Origin of the sequence: Labilibaculum manganireducens (genome assembly GCF_002843385.1) — a bacterium.
In the GTDB taxonomy this organism is placed as follows: Bacteria; Bacteroidota; Bacteroidia; order Bacteroidales; family Marinifilaceae; genus Labilibaculum; species Labilibaculum manganireducens.
Genome location: NZ_MVDE01000005.1, coordinates 1 through 18,843, shown reverse-complemented (window position 1 = coordinate 18,843; position 18,843 = coordinate 1). Strand labels below are relative to the sequence as shown.

The window sequence follows — 18,843 nt, the reverse complement described above, 5'->3', positions numbered from 1 at the left end:
CATTAGAGAGATTAGTATTATAAAAAAGCGCAGAGTGACTAACCCTACGCTAAAATATGATTTATTGTAATAATTACAAGACGTTTAAAAGTTGTTCCTTTATTTTCTCCAATTCATCCTTCATATCAATTACAATTTTTTGGATGTTGGAATCATTGGCTTTTGAACCCAGTGTGTTGATTTCACGACCAATTTCCTGAGCAATAAAACCTAGTTTTTTGCCCTCAGAGTTGCCTGCATTCGATGTTTCTATAAAATATTTGCAATGGTTAGCCAGACGAACTTTTTCTTCTGTAATATCTAATTTTTCAAGATAGTAGATAATTTCCTGTTCGAAACGGTTTTTATCTACATTCTGTTTTTCAACAAAATCTTTAAGATTATCATTAATTCGGGTACGGACCGTTTCAATTCGGTCATTTTCATATTGAGGAACTTGAGCCAAAAGATTCTCGATATTTTCTATTCTGGCAAAAATATCTTCCTGAAGTGCATTTCCTTCTTGATTACGGAAATCCATAATTCCTGCAAGGGCAGTTTTAAATCCTTCAAAAATCAGGTTCCATTCTTCTTCGTCAAGCTCTTGATATTCTACTTTAAGAGCATCCGGCAACTTCACTATGGTTTGCAAAATAGGCTCTTTGTCTATAGCGATTCCAAGATCCTGAGCCAGCTCATTTAATTGCTTGTAGTACGCTTCAACAATAGGTTTGTTGATTTTTGTTTCTTTGTCAGTACCAACACTTTCAATGAAAATGGAAAGTTCTACTTTTCCTCGTTCCAGCTTATTTTTAATCTCATTCCTTATCACCAAATCCTTTTCTTTGTAAAGGTTTGGTATTCGGGTATTGATATCTAGTTGTTTACTGTTTAGGGATTTGATTTCGATTGAAACCTTTTTGTTTTCCAGTTCAAGAATGGCTTTACCAAAGCCTGTCATCGATATTAACATATATGGGTTATTTATTTCGGCAAAGGTAAGAGTTTGAAGTGGATTTACCAATCAAATCCTTTAGAAGCTTGAAGTTGATTAATTATTAATTCTATTTAATTATTCGCAGATAAGATTCTGTTTATGAGTATTCCTGATGTGATACAATTGATTTTTTTTTCCATCGGCCAGTGCGGTAGTAAAGATATGAGAATATTGTTCCCATTGACCAGCCAATAGGTATTGACCACCAAATTCCGGTTTCCCCAATGTGTGATGAAAGAAAATAGGCGCAGGGAATACGAATAAGCCATAGGGAAAAGAGCGTGATAAACATTGGTATTAATGTGTCGCCGGCACCTCTTAAAACTCCATTGGTTGTGAACATTGTTGAGAACAGAAGATAGAATGAGCTCACTATAATCAGGTACTTTTCACCAATAGAAATTACGTTAGCATCTGTGGTGAATAGTTTCATTAAGTGACTGCCAAATAGGATTATTATAGCCGTCATCATCAGGCAGAATACATTCGACATGATGAATGTAACCTTAAATCCTTGCCGAACCCGGTCAATTTTATTGGCTCCTAAATTCTGACCCACAAATGCAGCTACCGCCTGTGAAAAATTCATTGCCGGCATCATGGCCAGGGAGTCAATTCTTCCCGCTGCTGTATAGGCGGCAATTACATCGGTTCCAAACGTATTTACAATTCCAAGTAAGGCCATCATTCCAAGAGCAACAAAAGTATGCTGAATCCCAGATGGAATTCCAATCTTTAAACTTGTAATGAATATTTCCTTATCAAAAACCAATTTGAAAAGTGAAAATTTAATGATGTTATGATTTCGGTTTAAATAAATAATACCGGAAATAAATGCACCGCTTTGAGCCAATACTGTTGCCCATGCAGCTCCTGCAATTCCCCATTTAAAAACCATTACAAATAACAAATCGAATATGATATTGAAGATAGAAGCCAGTATTAAAAAATAAAGGGGTGTTTTGGAATCTCCCAATCCCCTAAGAATCGAACTTGTTCCGCTAAAACCAAAAAACATGATCATTCCGGCCATGTATACATTCAAATAGCTTGTTGCCTGAGGTATTAGTTCTACCGGTAATTGCAGTAAAAGAAAAAGATCTTTACTAAAATAGATACCGAGTACCGAAACTAAAATGCCGGCACCGAATAAAAACAGGTACATGGTATCAATTGCTCTTTTTACTTTATTGATGTCTTTTGCACCGTAAAATTGAGAAATTACAATGGAAAACCCGGATCCGATTCCAATAAGTAAAGCAATTAGAGTGAAAATAATTGGAAATGATGCTCCAACGGATGCCAAAGCTTCTTTGCCCAAAACCTTCCCAACAATAATACTATCCACAATGTTATAGAGTTGTTGGAATACATTTCCCAACAACATCGGTAAAGTGAAATTCAGTATTAGTTTGGTAACATTTCCTGTGGTAAAATCTTTCATTAAGTTTCTTGTTAGAGCTGTAGAGCTCTGCTGATTTTATGTAGTTCTGAGAATTTAAGCGCGTTCGCTCAATTCCAGCCATCGGAATTCTTTTTCGTCAATTAATTCAATAACTTTTTCAATACGACTTGCTTTTTCCATCAATTCATCGTTCGACAGGCTGCCTGAACTCATAGCAATTTCTATTTCTTCTTTTTCTGATGTTAACGTTTCAATATCTATTTCCAGTTGCTCAAACTCTCTTTTTTCATTAAAAGATAATTTTTTTGTTAGTTCCGATTTTGGTTTTTCCTTTTTGGGTGTTGATAATTTTTCTGTTTTTTTGATTTCCTTTTCCTGCTGATCTAAAGAATCACGGTAAATGGTGTAATTTCCCGGGAAATTTCTGATAATTCCATTGCCTTCAAATACAAATAATTGATCCACAACTTTATCCATAAAGTATCTGTCGTGAGATACAATGATCAGACATCCAGAAAAACTAAGCAGATAATCTTCCAGAACATTCAAAGTCATAATGTCCAGATCATTGGTTGGCTCATCCAGGATTAAGAAATTCGGGTTTTTCATCAAGACTGTCATCAAATACAATCGTCGTTTTTCACCGCCGCTTAATTTAGCAACCTGATTGTACTGAGTTTTAGTTGGAAAAAGAAAGTATTCCAGAAATTGAGAGGCCGACATCACTTTTCCATTGCCTAAATCAATAGATTCTGCAATTTCTTTAATTACGTCAATGATTCTTTCATTCTCATTAATTGTAATGCCATCTTGCTTGTAGTAGCCGTAAACTACAGTTTCTCCAATTTCAATTGAACCTGAATCGGCTTCAATATTCCGGGTAATCATGTTTAAGAAGGTTGATTTTCCCGTGCCATTTTTACCTACAATTCCTATTTTTTCTCCCCTTTGAAATTTATAGCTGAAATTTTCCAGTATTTTTAAATCACCATAACTTTTATACAGACGATCCAATTCCAGAATTTTATTTCCCAATCTTGCGGATTTAATATCTAAATCCATTTTTGTTTCTTTAAATCCAGAGCTTGCTTTTTTCTTGATATCCTCAAAGGCATCAACTCTGTACTTGGCTTTTGTTCCTCGGGCTTGTGGCATTCTTCGTATCCATTCCTGCTCAGTTTTCATTAGTTTTTGAGCCTTACCAACTTCAGCATTTAAATTTTCAATTCTCTCAGCTCTCTTTTCTAAATAGTATGAATAATTGCCTTTGTAGGTGAATATGGTATTGGACTCTATTTCGATGATTTCATTACAAACCCGATCCAGAAAATATCTGTCGTGAGTAACCATCAATAATGTGCCTTTCGATTTGTTAAGATATTCTTCAAGCCATTCTATCATTTCCAGATCCAAGTGGTTGGTAGGCTCATCAAGAATCAAGAAATCAGCATCAGTGATTAAAACTTTAGCCAATCCAACCCGTTTTTTCTGTCCCCCGGAAAGTTCGCCAATAATTTGATCGAAATTGGCGATTTTTAGCTTGGACAAGATTTGCTTCACCTTGTTTTCGTAATCCCAGGCCTTGAATTGATCCATTTTTTCAATGATATCTGTCATTGCTTCCTGATCATTTTCATTGATTATCCTTTCGTAGTCACGAATTACTGAAAGAACAGGATCTGTGGAGTTAAAGACTTCATTAAGAATTGTATTGCTGTTGTTGAGGTCGGGGTTTTGTTCCAGATATGCTATTTTTAAATCACTGCGAAAGCTGATATCTCCACTATCCTGACTGTCTAGTCCCGAGATAATATTTAAAAGTGTAGTTTTTCCGGTACCATTTTTTGCAATTAATGCAATTTTTTGTCCTTGTCCAACGCCAAAACTAATGTTTTCAAATAGTGTAAGTTCTCCGTAACTTTTGGTAAGGTTTTCAACCTGTAAATATGATATCATGTAATCTGTTCTTAAATTTTTGAAGCTCAAATTTACGAATAAGTACTGATACATTACTAATCTGTTCTTGAATTAGCATTAACTTGTGCAGGAGGGAGCGAATTATACCAATTTAATTTCAAAATAGATTGGTATTATACTCTTAGAGAGAACTTAATTGGGCAAAAAAAAATCCTGCTATTATATAAATAGCAGGATATAACTGACTTTGTTTCAATGACTACAATTTCAATTTTTATAATTCGTTTAATACATAAGCTTCCGACCATACTTTGGTCATGATGCTGTAGGAAACCCATCCAAATCCATTGGTTCCCCAGTTTGTTCCCCAGGAGTTCATTACAAGAAAGGCACCTTTACTGTCGTCGTAACCCACAACACAATAACAATGTCCGCCGTAATTTCTAACTGTTTTGGTTTGGATCTGATCATAGCCCAAATAGTAAAACTGACGATAAACAGGTCCGCCAACAACAATTGGTTTGCCCGCCGCAAGTTGATCTTTAAATGCATCGACTGTTTTTGGCACGGTGTTATAGCTTGCTGCTTTGTAATTTGCAGCTTGCAATACTTGGTAATTGTCCGGATATACATCGCAGGAAATATCAGTGTACGGCATATCATTCCAAACACAAACTCCTTGGTCTACAACCAAATCTAAACCATCAGTTACGTAGGAGCCACTGGCACAGTCGGTAACTTTAATTTGATTGTAAATGTATTCGGGGCTGAAAATATTCACGCTATAGTTGTATGAACCACCATATAAAGCTTGCCAGCTAATACTTCTTCCAGCGTATCCAACTCCCCAGGAAACGCAGGATCCTTCTCCGCCTTGATTAAGAATTGGAGGACAGGAAAGATTTACTGAAAGTGGGTATGATTTAGTTGTGCTGATTTGTTTAGCACTGGGAATTTTATTGTATTGCTCAATTGGAAGTGGCAAATAACCCGAGTTTATGATGATATTTTCATCCTGGATTTGCTCTTGATTTGCAATCGAATCGTCGTTGCTAGTACAGGAAGGTGTTAAAAACAGGAAGCTCAATGCGAATACAGAGAGTAAGGTAATTCTAATTAAATTCTTTTTCATAAGTAAATTGTTAAAAGTTTTTAATAATGGTTTTGTAGTTTTATTGAAACAGTAAAAATATCAAGAGTATCAGTCTAATACCTTGTTATAGTTTCAGTTGGCATGAATTTACAATAAAATAGTTATATGTAAAACTAATTATAACTGTTGGAATGTGAATTATTTCACATTAATGTAAGTTTTTTTAATGTTTGTGTATTTGAAGTGCTTTTTGGACATAGGAAAGGTATTGTTCGGCCTTGTAATGGTGGGTGATTTGAATTCATTTATTGTTCTTTTGTTTCGCAGGAAGATTCATTAAATTTTGTGTAATCTCAGAATTTGCATTAACAAATGGATTTTAATTCTTTGACTTTATTAAATTCGTATGATCGAAATAAAGATGAGCATTATATTTGATACTCTTAACTTGAAAATAGACAGGATGGATTTAGAGATCGAATATTAATCAGAAAGGATAAATTAGCTATGCGAAAGAAAGAAAGATTTGAGAATATAATATCATGGTTTAAAGAAAATATGCCTGTTGCAGAAACAGAGTTGCATTATTCAAATCCATATGAATTATTAGTTGCTGTTATTTTGTCGGCTCAATGTACCGATAAAAGAGTTAATATGATGACTCCTTTTTTATTTGAAAAGTATCCTACTGCTTTTGAATTATCTCACGCAACTCAAGATGATGTTTTCAATTTAATACGTTCTTGCTCTTATCCAAATAACAAAGCGAAACATTTGCTGGGGATGGCGAAAATGCTGGTGGCTGATTATAAAGAAATTGTTCCCGATGATATTAAGGAACTGCAGAAGTTACCAGGGGTTGGCAGAAAAACGGCAAATGTGATTGCTTCGGTAGTTTACGATAAGCCGGCTATGGCTGTAGATACACATGTTTTTAGGGTTTCAGAAAGAATTGGTTTAACAACAAATTCTAAAACTCCTTTGGAAACAGAAAAACAATTGGTGAAGTTTATTCCAGAGGAATATATTGCAACAGCTCATCACTGGTTAATATTACACGGAAGGTATGTATGTGTAGCAAGAAAACCAAGGTGTAAGGCGTGCGGAATTAAAGAGTATTGTAAGTATTTTGAGAAGGAAGAAAAGAAAAATGAGAAAGCCTCAAGTTGAGGCTTTAAATATATTATTATAGGAATAGAAGTAAGCTTAATGCCATAACCGCCATGCCGGCAATTAAGCCGTAAACTGCAATATGGTGTTCTCCATATTCTTCAGCTGTTGGTAATAGCTCGTCTAACGAAATGAAAACCATAATCCCAGCAACTCCACCGAATAATACTCCAAAAACAGTATTGTTTAAGCCTAAAAACGAATAGATTAAAACAAATCCGATTAGTGCGCCAACAGGTTCTGCTAATCCGGAAAGGAAAGAGTAAAAGAATGCTTTTTTTCTACTGCCGGTAGCATAATAGATAGGTACCGACACTGCTATTCCTTCTGGAATATTGTGTATCGCTATCGCAACAGCAATTGGTATTGCAATCGTAGGGTCTGCTAATGCGGCAGCAAATGTTGCTAATCCTTCCGGGAAATTGTGAATTCCAATTGCAAGCGCAGAAAACATTCCCATTCTCATTAATTTCTTGTCCACAGGTTTTTCACCTTCAAGATCTTCTATCTTTTTCACCTCATGAGGATTCTCGAAGGAGGGTATCATTTTGTCGATAATTGCAATAAATAAAATTCCTCCAAAAAATGAAATAACAGTATACCAAGTACCGGTAACTTCACCATGATCAAGGATTAATGCATCTTTTGCTTTTTGAAATATTTCTACAAGTGATACGTAAATCATTACGCCGGCAGAAAACCCTAAGGAAAGTGCCAAGAATTTTGTGTTTGTACGTTTGGCAAAAAAGGCAATTGCACTGCCTATTCCCGTAGCAAGACCAGCAAACAGGGTCATTCCAAATGCGATTGCAACGCTGTTAAATTCAAATTCCATATATAGATTGTTTTTTTTTGATTGATGTATTGTGGAATAAATATAGTGAATTATTTGGAATGTATCTAAATAACATATTGAGATGTTTACATCTTGTTTTAAGAGATGGCAAGTGGTAAATTTAATTAAATCAGATTGAGTTGATTAAATAACTTTTAATTTAAATAATAAAATTATGGCTTATATTATTTCAGATGACTGTACTGCTTGTGGTTCTTGTATAAATGAATGTCCGGTAGATGCAATTTCGGAAGGAGATATTTATGTGATAGATCCGGATACTTGTATTGATTGCGGAGCCTGTGCTGAAGTATGTCCGGTTGAAGCAATTTCTGAGGGGGAGTAAATGCGTTTAAATTACAATGTAAAATGGAATCTTTTTCTGGGTTCCATTTTTTTGTTTGGATTATTAAAAAAAAAAGTCTTAACTTGAATGAGTAAGTGGTTTTGTAATCATTTGTAAGTGTGGTAGTTTGATGATTTTAATAAAGTGGATGGAGATGAATCTAATTTTTGAATTTGCAACTGATTTTCAGGATGTCAATTTTCATATTTAAATAGCCCTACTAACCTAAAACCTTAAATTATGAAAGTATTTATTTGTTCTGTTTTCTTCTTAAGGATCCTGACCTTTTAAAATAACCAGGAAAATTTGCCCCGCTAGCCCAATGGCTAATCCTCTTGAGATATAAAATTTGTTTTAATTGAGTGCTTATTTTTAATCAGCTTAGTATTCAGGTTTTTAATTCTCGATTTTCCCCATTAAAGAGAACCATCCCTTGTTCAAAGGGTGATTTTGCTATTTACCATTATTAATTTTTCGGCAATTAGTTTGTTGTAGGAGGATGTTAATCCTTTCTTCTATTAAAAACAAAGCCAGGCATTATTGTTTAAGAGTTGATTTGTTGGGTAGATGTATGTTTCTAAAAAGGCATGATAGTATTTGTCTTGAATCAATTATGATCACAATTTAATTTCTAATTTAAAATTTATTTTATGAAAAAAATGATTTTATTAGTTTGTGTTTTCATATTAACTTTTCAAATTGTTAATGCACAAACAAAGCAAATTACGGGTACTGTAACCAGTGCTGATGATGGCATAGGGATGCCAGGAGTTTCGGTAGTGATTAAAGGCACTTCCTCTGGAACGAGTACCGATATTGATGGAAAATATGTCTTGAGTGTTCAATCTTCTGATATTTTGTTGTTCAGTTTTGTAGGGATGACACCACTTGAAATAACGGTTGGCAACCAATCTGTAATTAATGTTTCTATGGAAGCGGAAGCAATAGGAATGGATGAGGTTGTTGTTGTTGGGTATGGAAAGCAGATAAAATCTGAAATGACTGGTGCTATTTCTAAAGTGAATGTGGAAGGATTACAAAAAGTTCCTTCACCTTCTTTTGAGACATCTATGCAAGGAAAAACTTCAGGCGTTTTTATTCAACAGAGTACAGGAAAACTTGGTGAGGGAATAAACATTCGTGTTCGGGGAGCTTCTTCATTAAGTGCAAGTAATCAACCATTGTATGTTATTGATGGGGTGGTTGTAACTTCTCAGGATCAAGGAGGAACAGGAAATCAGCCAACCAATCCGATTTCGGATTTGAATTTTGATGATATTGCTTCTATTCAGATACTTAAAGATGCATCTGCAGCTTCAATATATGGTTCGAGAGCATCGAATGGGGTAGTGATTATTACCACAAAATCTGGCGGGAAAAATAAAAAAACGGTCATCAATGTCAACTACTCGGTTTCTATTGCCAAAGAGACAAATAGGCTTGACATGCTGAACACTCAGGAATATGTCGAATTACTAGGTGAAGGTATGGAGAACTCTGGTTGGGCTTTGTCTGACGGAATGAATGGGGAAGAATCTATTCTTGATTGGGGAGGTTTTACTTCGATTGAGGAAACTGCAGATACTGATTGGCAAGATGAGATGTTTAGAACAGCCGTTTCATCAAATTATAACATTAGTGCCTCAGGTGGAAATGAAAAAACGCGATTCTATTCGGGATTGTCATATTCTGATCAGCAAGGGATTTTAATTGATAATGATTTTAAGAGGATTAGTGCTCGATTAAATTTGGATCATCAGATTAGTGATAAAGTCGATTTTGGAATAAAATTCAATTTAGTAAGAAGTGTTTTGGATCGTGTTTCTCATGATAATGCATTTTCAACACCTACCCAATTGATAGCACAAGCACCCTATTTTCCAGCTTTTGATGATTCTGGGGAGCCTTTTGCCGGTACATTCTATTTTAATGGTTTATTGGCTTCCAGATACAACTCGTACGAAACATTAGTGTACAGAACCTTTGCTAATGCATATGTGACCTGTGATATTCTTCCTGAGTTATCCTTTAAATCCGTATTTGGTGTTGATAACCTTACTCAACGGGAAGATCAGTATTGGAGTAGGAAAACTGACGATGGGCAACCTGCAGGTAAATCGTATCTGCGAAATGTAAATATGCTAAATTATTCATTTGACAATTATTTTACCTACAGCAAGGTTTTTAATGAAAATCATTCTTTGGAAGCTGTTTTAGGTATGTCCATTCAAAAAGCGGAGAGATTTGTAAGTAGAGTGGGTGGTAAGGGGTTCCCTTCTGATGAATTCCAAACCATTGCTTCTGCGGCTGAAAATGATGATTTTTATAGTGATAGAACAGAGTTTTCTTATCTCTCTTATTTTTCCAGAATGAATTATAAATTTATGGATAAGTATCTGGCAACATTAAGTTATCGTGTTGATGGTTCAAGTAAGTTTGGGGATGATAATCGGTATGGTGGATTTTATGCAGGTTCGCTTGGTTGGATTATTTCCAAGGAAGATTTTTTATTGGATAACCCTCTTGTTAGTTTTCTAAAAGTCCGTGGATCATATGGAATAACAGGAAATTCTGAAATAGGAAATTTTCCATCACGAGGATTATTTAGCGGAACACGGTATGCAGGTAATTCGGCTATTGAACCAACACAACTGGCTAATGCAAAACTACAATGGGAGAAAACAGCTCAAACTGACATTGGAATTGATTTTGGCTTTTTTGATAATCGAATAAATGGGGAGTTTGATTACTATTATAAGAAAACTACTGATTTATTGTTGGATAGACTATTACCATATACATCGGGTTATTCCAGCATTGCCGAGAATGTTGGAGAGTTGGAAAATAAAGGGGTCGAGATCACTTTAAATACAAATAATTTGATTGGTGATTTTACCTGGAGTACCAGCTTTAATATTTCATTTAATAAAAATGAAGTGACAAAATTGATTGATCCTATTCAACGAAATGTGAATAGGGTAATGGTAGGGGAACCCATTGGTGTATTTTATATGAAAAAGTATGCGGGAGTAGATCCTGATAATGGAGATGCTCTATATTTTATTGAGGACGGAAGTGATGAAACTACCAATGATTATAGTCTTGCTAAAGATATAATTGTTGGAGATCCAAATCCTGATTTTTTTGGAGGTTTGGATAATACTTTTTCGTATGAAGGTTTTGATGCCAGAATTTTCTTCCAGTTTGTATATGGAAATGATATCTATAATGATGCCGGTCGTTTTATGTCTGCGAACGGAGACTGGGTAGATAATCAAACACGCGATCAGTTGAAACGTTGGCAGCAACCAGGTGATATCACCGATATTCCTCAGGCAAGATTTGGAGACAGTAATGGAACTCGAACTTCTTCAAGGTGGATTTCTGATGGGTCTTATATTCGTTTAAAAGATGTGACTTTTGGATATACCTTACCTAAGAGGTTGACTCAGAAGATGAATGTTAACAAAGTACGAATTTACTTCACTGGGCAGAACTTATGGACACATACTAATTTTAAAGGTTGGGATCCTGAAGTAAGTGCTCCCGGAAATAATCGTACTCAGTTGTCAACTAATATTCAGCAAGGTATTGATTATTATTCTACTCCACAGGCGAAAACATATATGTTTGGAGTTAATTTAAGCTTCTAACCAAAAAAATATAAAGCATATGAAATTTATAAAATCATTACTAATCGTTTTATCCATTCTTATTTTTACTGGATGTGATAGTTTTTTGGACTTGGATCCGCAACAATCGATTGATACGAATAAGGTTTTGACAAATGCTGAGAACATTGAACTCACTCTTGTGGGAACATATCCAATTGTGAGAGATGCATATGGTCAAAATATGTTTCATTTTAGCGAATTGTTAGCTGATAATGGTGAGTTTGACTTTAGAGGCACATTTTCTCAACCTCGCGATTTAATTAATAAGGATTTAGTAGATAACTTTTCTTGGGCAGATGATGCATGGAATCTGGCATATGATGCTATAAACAGAACGAATATTGTTCTTGATTACAAAGATGTACTTGCTGAAAGTGATCAGGATGAAATAAGTGGTCAGGCAATGTTCTTACGAGGCTTATTGTATTTTGACATGGTTCGGTTTTATGCGAAACCTTATGTTGCCGGGCAAGCAAACAATCAGCCAGGAGTCCCATTAGTGTTGCATTCTAATTTTGACGTTAGTAAAGTGGAATATCCTGAGCGGGCAACTGTTGATGAAGTGTACGATCAAGCAATTACTGATCTTACCTTGGCTAAAAGTTTGTTGGGAGAAGATAGTTTTTATGCTAATAAGTATGCTGCAGCGGCTATTTTGTCAAGAATCTATTTGCAAAAGGGAATGTACGAGGAGGCAGCAATTGAGGCTAATTTTGTAATTATTAATAGTGGATTTGATTTGGCAGAAGTACCCTTTAAGGCATACAATAACGAATCAAATGGTATAGAAGATGTTTTTACCTTTCAACAAAATAATGATGATAATATAGGAGAGAGTAATGCAGGTATGGCCACTTTTTATGCCAGTACGGATGCTACCGGGCGATCAGACTTTCAAATTACCAATGTTCAGATGGACAAGTATGAGCCAGGTGATTTAAGAGGAGAAGTGCAGGTTGATTTGGGGAATGGTTCTAAAATTGGTGATGTGAAAAGTATTTATTACTTAGGGTTTGGCTCCAATTCAAGAGGTGGTACTTTTTGTGCAAAATGGTTGGATTTTAAAACCAATTTAACGTTTGTTAGACTCGCCGAAATGTATTTGACAAGAGCAGAAGGTAACTTTGAGGCCGCAACTGTTTTAGGTGCAACTCCATTGGATGACATAAATAAAATTCGTGAAAGAGCAGGTTTAGATCCGTTAGGGGCGCTTACTCAAGCTGCAATTCGTAAAGAGAGAAAACTTGAATTGGCATACGAAGGATTTAGGCTTCATGATGTAAAACGTTGGAAAGAATCTGTAGGAACACTGGCTTATGATGATCCAACTTTGGTTATGCCTATCCCTAAGAGGGAAATTGATGTTAACGATAAACTTACTCAGAATGAAGGTTATTAATTCATTGGTTGAATAGAATAAAAAGGGACTCGAAAGAGTCCCTTTATGATGATTATTAGTTTAATTCTGAAATAGAGTGTTGTTGTGGAGTTCTTTTTCGGAGCTTATTCTTTGATTAAAATCCATTCAGCTCCATAGTAACGGTCGGGATTAATAATAATAATCCCAATAAAATCAGGATAGCCATAAAACCGCCGATCCATTTTACCCATTTGTCGTAAGGAATTTTGGCAACACCCAATACACCGATAAGAACGCCGGAGGTTGGTGTAATCATATTGGTGAAACCGTCACCAAATTGAAAAGCCATTACGGTTGCCTGACGCGATACACCAATTAAATCGGAGAACTGCGACATCATTGGCATGGTAAGAGCTGCTTTTGCCGAACCGGATGGAATGATGATGTTGATGATGTTTTGAATTAAGTACATCATGCTTACCGAAGCCATTTTTCCAAAATCATTCATCGATTGAGAGATGTAGTAAAGAATGGAATCGATGATGTGACCTTCTTCCAGAACAATAAGGATGCCGCCTGCCAATCCTACAATCATAGCAGCAGAAAGAATATCACGGGCACCGTCCAAAAAAAGGTGGGTAATTTCGTTGGCTGTGTTATTGAAAGCAATTCCTGAGAAGATTCCCATGGCAAAGAAAAGGGTGGCAATTTCCATGATGTACCAACCATAGCCCATTACGCCGACAATCAGGAAGATAATTGTGAACAGAAGTAGGTTAAGAATATAGAAATGAACCGATTTACGCAAAGACATTATTCCTGAAATGGCAAAAAGAGCTGTGATAATTGGCAGTACCATAAAAGTACTTTCGGAATTTCCGATTTTTAGTGTGCTGACAGGATAGTAGCAGGAAAATCCAATCATGGAAATCAACAGAACGATATAGGTCAGCCATGCAGATTTAGGCGTGTAATATTCAATTGCCTCCATATCGGTATCGTGATGCTTTCTCCAGTATTCATCATCGGTGTAAACCAAAGATTTTGCAGGGTTTTTGCGAACTTTGGCCGCATATCGTAAGATAAAAGCAAAACCAATTACATTAATCACCACCCAACAGAAAAGGCGGTACTCAATACCTGAGAAAAGAGGAAGATTCGATAAGCCTTGTGCTATACCAATGGTGAATGGATTTAAAAGTGCTCCGGCAAAACCAAGTCCGGCTGCAACAAAGCAGATGGCTACACCAACAATTGAATCGTATCCCATTTTAATGGCCATGGGTACAAATATAATCGTGAATGCTATGGTTTCCTCACTCATGCCGAAGGTGGCGCCGAAAATGCTAAATATGAGCATGATTAGCGTAAGAATAATGTTGTTGACTCCAATTCTTCGGATCAGTTTATTCTTCTCCAGTTTCTTGGTGAATTCGAGAAAGGAGTAAATTCCAATATCGATTGACTTACTCGCATTCATGATCCAGAATGCGCCGCCAATTACCAGAATGAACATGATAATGTCGGCTTTATCAACAAAACCTTTAAAGAATGAAGAGAATACTTCCCACGACTGTCCCTGACTTTCAATTTGCTGATAGGAATCCTGCACGATAACCTCGCGGTTGGTTCCATTTACATTAACAGTGGTTCGTTCGAATTCGCCCCCCGGAATCAGCCAGGTGAGAATGGCTGATAGAACGACTATGGCGAATACAATAACGTAAGTATGCGGTATCTTTTTAAACATGCTTAAATTAATTATGAATTATTAATTACGAATTATCAAGTATTGATATCGTATTTATTAGTTGTACTAAATAACAAGGCGTAAATTTAGAAAAATATGAAGAGAATGGAAGCTTTGAATTTATTTTAAAAGCATACCGAAAAGGTTTGCAATTTGCTCTTTTTTCCCTAATATTTGCATTGTGATATCCCAGCTTTTTAGATCGAGAAAAGTAATTGATAAAACTTAAGGAACTGATCAGTGATACAATGCGTTAAGGATTGAAACGGATACCCCGGATTGCGTTGGATTTTGCGGGGAAGAACGAGGGGTAGAAGTGGAAAGCCTGACCCGACTCAAGGAGGGAAACGCCCGGAAAGAAATATTGAGTAAAGAAAATATAGAGAATGGGATTTTCTCATGTCTCACATCTAATATCAAATATCTATAACATGAAGTTGTTAATAAGTAATATAAAGACATTAGTTCAGGTTGATACGGAAGCTCGTAAATGGGTTGCCGGAACCGATATGGCCAATTTGAATTGCATTGATGATGCCTACTTGCTGATTGAAGGCGATAAAATTACTGATTTTGGTAAGATGGAAGACATTCCTGACTTTGATGATAAGGAAGGTTTTGATTGCATTGAGGAGTATGACGCTACGGGAAGAATGGTTTTCCCTAGTTTCTGCGATTCGCATACTCATTTGGTGTATGCCGGAAGTCGCGAAATTGAATATTCCGATAAAATTAAAGGTTTATCGTATGAAGAGATTGCCAAGCGGGGCGGTGGAATATTGAATTCAGCCAAACTGATGCACGAAGCAACGGAAGAGGAGTTGTTCGAATCGGCTATGGAGCGCATTCACGAAATTATTAGTTTGGGAACCGGAGCTGTCGAAATTAAAAGTGGTTATGGCTTAACGGTTGCCGATGAATTGAAAATGCTTCGTGTGATTAAGCGTTTAAAAAAATCAACACCGCTTACGATCAAATCCAGCTTTTTGGGAGCACATGCTGTGCCTGCTGAATACATAGGCAGACAAGGAGAATATGTTGATATGGTGATCAATGAAATGATACCCATGGTTGCTGCTGAAGATTTAGCAGATTATATTGATGTGTTTTGCGACAAGGGATTCTTTACTGTTGAGGATACCGACCGAATTTTAAATGCAGGAATGAAACACGGCATGCGGGCTAAAATTCATGCCAATGAGCTGGATTATTCAGGCGGAATTCAGGTAGGCGTGAAGTACAATGCACTTTCGGTTGATCATTTGGAGTTTGTTGGCGATGCCGAAATTGAAGCTTTAAAAGGATCGGAAACCATGCCAACGGTATTGCCAGGAGCTGCTTTCTTCCTAAACATGGTGTGTTCTCCTGTTCGTAAAATGATGGATGCCGGATTGCCAATTGCTTTGGCATCCGATTTTAATCCGGGATCGTCGCCATCGGGAAATATGAAATTTATTATGTCGCTGGCTTGTATCAATTATAAAATGCTGCCACAGGAAGCAATTAATGCAACTACCCTTAATTCGGCTTACGCAATGGGCGTTGAGGATGAATTGGGAAGTATCGCCAAAGGGAAAATAGCCAATGTGTACATCACCAAAGAAATACCTTCGGTAGAGTACATGCCCTATGCCTACGGAAGCAACCTGATTGACGTAGTGATTTTACGTGGGAAAGTGTTGTAAGGATAGAAGTAAAATATTAGATTTGAGATAGGAGAAAAATACTCTCAATTTCATATAACAGATTTAAATAAAAATAAATACCTCACCCTAAGCCTCTCCTTCTGGAGAGGGAAAAGAGCAACAAATCGTCTCTAATGTAAAATATGAAGAGGAGCTTCTCTTCTCCTTTAGGAGAAGGGGATGAGGTGAAGAGAGTTGAGTTGCAAATTTACAGGAGCTGAACAATAGAATGAAAACTTTGAGCCCTTTATGAATTACTTTGTGCTCTTTGTGGTTAAATAAAATACAAATAAATACTTAATAGAATTAGGTGTTTAGTTTGAAAATAATTCACCCTTTTGCCTGTCGGCACTTTCACTGGCAAGGAAAGATTCTTTGATTAGGCGGAAGTAAAGAATTAATAAGTGGCATTTTAAAGTTCTCCCCTTTGCAGAGGAGATGTCCGAAGGACAGAGGGGTGTATCGTTCGTAAATTATAAAAACAACTAACAGTAACAACCAGACAGAGAGTTATGAGTAAAGAACTTATTGGGTAAGAATTGAGTTTTCTCGTTTCTCACATCTCATGTCTAATATCAATCACAACAATGAAAAAACTAATTGAATGTGTTCCTAATTTTTCTGAAGGGAACGACATGAACATTATTAAACAGATTACCAACGAAATTGAATCTGTAGAAGGCGTACGTTTAATCGACGTTGATCCAGGAAAAGCAACCAACCGTACTGTAGTTACTATGGTGGGTACGCCCGATGAGGTTTGCGAAGCAGCCTTTCGCGCAGTAAAAAAAGCAGCAGAACTAATCGACATGAGTAAGCATTCTGGTGCTCATCCACGTTTTGGTGCTACCGATGTTTGTCCGTTGGTACCAGTTGCCAACATTACTATGGAGGAAACTGTAGCCTACGCACACAAATTGGCGAAACGAATTGGCGAAGAGGCAGGCGTTCCTGTTTATTGCTACGAAAATGCAGCGCAAACACCCGAGCGTAGAAATTTGGCGGTTTGTCGTGCCGGCGAGTACGAAGCCGTTAAAGACAGAATTGGTACCGAGCAGTGGAAACCAGATTTTGGACCTGCTGAATTCACACCTGCTGTTGCAAAAAGTGGGGTGACTGCTGTTGGAGCACGTAATTTCCTAATTGCTTACAACTTCAACTTAAATACAACATCAACCCGTCGTGCCAATGCCATCGCATTCGATGTTCGTGAGCGCGGACGTACTCTTCGAGAAGGAAATCCGGCAACGGGCAAAATAGTGACTGATGAAAAGGGGGAGCCAGTAATGATTCCGGGTACTTTGAAAGCAACTAAAGCCATCGGATGGTTTATTGAAGAATTTGGCGTTGCCCAAATTTCCATGAACATGACCGACCTTACAGTAACCTCAATTCACAAGGCTTTCGACGAGGTTTGCGCCAAAGCTCAGGATCGTGGTATCCGTGTTACCGGATCGGAGTTGGTAGGTGTTGTGCCTCTAAAAGCAATGTTAGATGCTGGTAAGCATTACCTTCGCATACAGGAACGTTCAACCGGTATTGCCGATCGCGAAATCATTAAAATTGCTGTTAAATCGTTAGGTTTGGATGAGTTGTACCCTTTCGATGCCGACAAAAAAATTATCGAATACATTCTAGAAGATAAAGATCAGAAGAAACTGGTTGACCTGAATCTGACTCAGTTTGTTGACGAAACAGCTTCAGAATCGATGGCTCCGGGTGGAGGATCAATTTCTGCCTACATGGGTGCTATGGGTGCTGCTTTGGGTTCAATGGTTGCCAACCTGTCGGCTCACAAGCCAGGATGGGACGATCGTTGGGAAGAATTTTCCGATTGGGCCGAGCAAGGAAAATCCTACCACAGCAAACTGGTTCATTTGGTGGATGAGGATACCAATGCCTTCAACAAAATTATGGATGCCATTCGCTTGCCAAAGGGAACCGATGCAGAGAAAACTGCTCGCGCCGAAGCTATGGAAGAGGCCACCAAATTTGCCACCATGGTTCCTTTTCAAACTATGGAATTGTGTTTGGGATCGATGGATGTTGCCAAAGCTATGGCCGAAATCGGAAATCCTAATTCGGTAACCGATGCAGGTGTTGGTGCATTGGCTGCCCGTTCGGGTGTATTGGGTGCTTTCATGAATGTGAAAATTAACGCGGCCGATTTGCAGGACAAAGCCTGGGCTGCCGATATCATCGCTAAAGGACAGGCAATTGTTGATAAAGCCATTGCTCTCGAAAACGAGATTGTGGCCATGGTAAACGCTAAAATTTAATACACTACATCATCATATTGGGGGATACGTTACGGCGTGTCCCTTTTTTAGTATGTCGGGCATGGTAACGTGCTATCAAGATGAAACGTTCTTGAGTTCGCCGAGTTGACAGGAAGAACTAGCAATTGGCAAGGGTGTTGGGGGCGACCCCAAATCTGAAGGAAGCCATCAGCAAAGTCATCGTTCTAACGAACAGAAACTTGATATAAGGCTTATTAGTGTGGGTAACCGAGCTATGGATTGGGAAAACCCAAAAGTCAACCGTAACCACTAAGAGTAAATCAAGTAGGACGTGACGAAAGTACGTTATCTTATCCCGAGAGATCTCATAACCTGTTGTCCAAAACAACAAA

General features: G+C 37.2%; 12 protein-coding genes. 6 read left to right on the top strand and 6 right to left on the bottom strand.

Going from position 1 to position 18,843, the window contains the following annotated elements; all coding sequences use genetic code 11:
* Positions 1 to 73: 73 nt before the first annotated feature.
* The 4 genes from BZG01_RS04895 to BZG01_RS04880 all read right to left on the bottom strand — a co-directional run bounded on the left by BZG01_RS04895 (position 74) and on the right by BZG01_RS04880 (position 5,430).
* Positions 74 to 952 (bottom strand): YicC/YloC family endoribonuclease, encoded by an 879-nt coding sequence (locus BZG01_RS04895; RefSeq protein WP_180327225.1) that lies wholly within the window; start codon positions 950 to 952, stop codon positions 74 to 76.
* 121 nt (positions 953 to 1,073) lie between these two features.
* Positions 1,074 to 2,420, bottom strand: coding sequence for an MATE family efflux transporter (locus BZG01_RS04890; protein ID WP_101308724.1), 1,347 nt, complete (start codon positions 2,418 to 2,420; stop codon positions 1,074 to 1,076).
* A gap of 54 nt (positions 2,421 to 2,474) precedes the next feature.
* Entirely contained in the window at positions 2,475 to 4,337 is a 1,863-nt protein-coding gene (locus BZG01_RS04885) for an ABC-F family ATP-binding cassette domain-containing protein (protein ID WP_101308723.1), read from the bottom strand.
* Positions 4,338 to 4,572: 235 nt separating this feature from the next.
* On the bottom strand, positions 4,573 to 5,430 hold the full coding sequence (locus tag BZG01_RS04880; RefSeq protein ID WP_101308722.1) for a C1 family peptidase: 858 nt from the start codon (positions 5,428 to 5,430) through the stop codon (positions 4,573 to 4,575).
* A 468-nt stretch (positions 5,431 to 5,898) separates the two neighbouring features.
* On the opposite strand from BZG01_RS04880, the gene nth reads away from it, so the two are divergent.
* Positions 5,899 to 6,561, top strand: coding sequence for an endonuclease III (gene nth, locus BZG01_RS04875; protein WP_101308721.1), 663 nt, complete (start codon positions 5,899 to 5,901; stop codon positions 6,559 to 6,561).
* Positions 6,562 to 6,577: 16 nt separating this feature from the next.
* Here nth and zupT read toward each other — a convergent pair whose 3' ends face one another.
* The gene (gene zupT / locus BZG01_RS04870) at positions 6,578 to 7,396 is read right to left on the bottom strand and encodes a zinc transporter ZupT (protein ID WP_101308720.1); all 819 of its coding nucleotides are present in this window, start codon (positions 7,394 to 7,396) and stop codon (positions 6,578 to 6,580) included.
* 175 nt (positions 7,397 to 7,571) lie between these two features.
* On the opposite strand from zupT, the gene BZG01_RS04865 reads away from it, so the two are divergent.
* The 3 genes from BZG01_RS04865 to BZG01_RS04855 all read left to right on the top strand — a co-directional run bounded on the left by BZG01_RS04865 (position 7,572) and on the right by BZG01_RS04855 (position 12,815).
* Complete coding sequence (locus tag BZG01_RS04865; protein ID WP_101308719.1) at positions 7,572 to 7,742, top strand: DUF362 domain-containing protein; 171 nt, start codon at positions 7,572 to 7,574, stop codon at positions 7,740 to 7,742.
* Between the two features lie 650 nt (positions 7,743 to 8,392).
* Entirely contained in the window at positions 8,393 to 11,395 is a 3,003-nt protein-coding gene (locus tag BZG01_RS04860) for a SusC/RagA family TonB-linked outer membrane protein (protein ID WP_101308718.1), read from the top strand.
* Positions 11,396 to 11,414: 19 nt separating this feature from the next.
* Positions 11,415 to 12,815: a RagB/SusD family nutrient uptake outer membrane protein gene (locus BZG01_RS04855; protein WP_101308717.1), complete on the top strand. Its 1,401-nt coding sequence runs from the start codon at positions 11,415 to 11,417 to the stop codon at positions 12,813 to 12,815.
* A gap of 115 nt (positions 12,816 to 12,930) precedes the next feature.
* On the opposite strand, the gene BZG01_RS04850 is transcribed toward BZG01_RS04855, so the two are convergent.
* The gene (locus BZG01_RS04850; RefSeq protein WP_101308716.1) at positions 12,931 to 14,526 is read right to left on the bottom strand and encodes a YfcC family protein; all 1,596 of its coding nucleotides are present in this window, start codon (positions 14,524 to 14,526) and stop codon (positions 12,931 to 12,933) included.
* A gap of 431 nt (positions 14,527 to 14,957) precedes the next feature.
* Here BZG01_RS04850 and hutI point away from each other — a divergent pair, with 431 nt between their 5' ends.
* Both hutI and ftcD read left to right on the top strand, forming a co-directional pair.
* Complete coding sequence (gene hutI, locus BZG01_RS04845; RefSeq protein WP_101308715.1) at positions 14,958 to 16,211, top strand: imidazolonepropionase; 1,254 nt, start codon at positions 14,958 to 14,960, stop codon at positions 16,209 to 16,211.
* Positions 16,212 to 16,798: 587 nt separating this feature from the next.
* Complete coding sequence (gene ftcD / locus BZG01_RS04840; RefSeq protein WP_180327224.1) at positions 16,799 to 18,490, top strand: glutamate formimidoyltransferase; 1,692 nt, start codon at positions 16,799 to 16,801, stop codon at positions 18,488 to 18,490.
* The last annotated feature ends 353 nt before the right edge of the window (positions 18,491 to 18,843 follow it).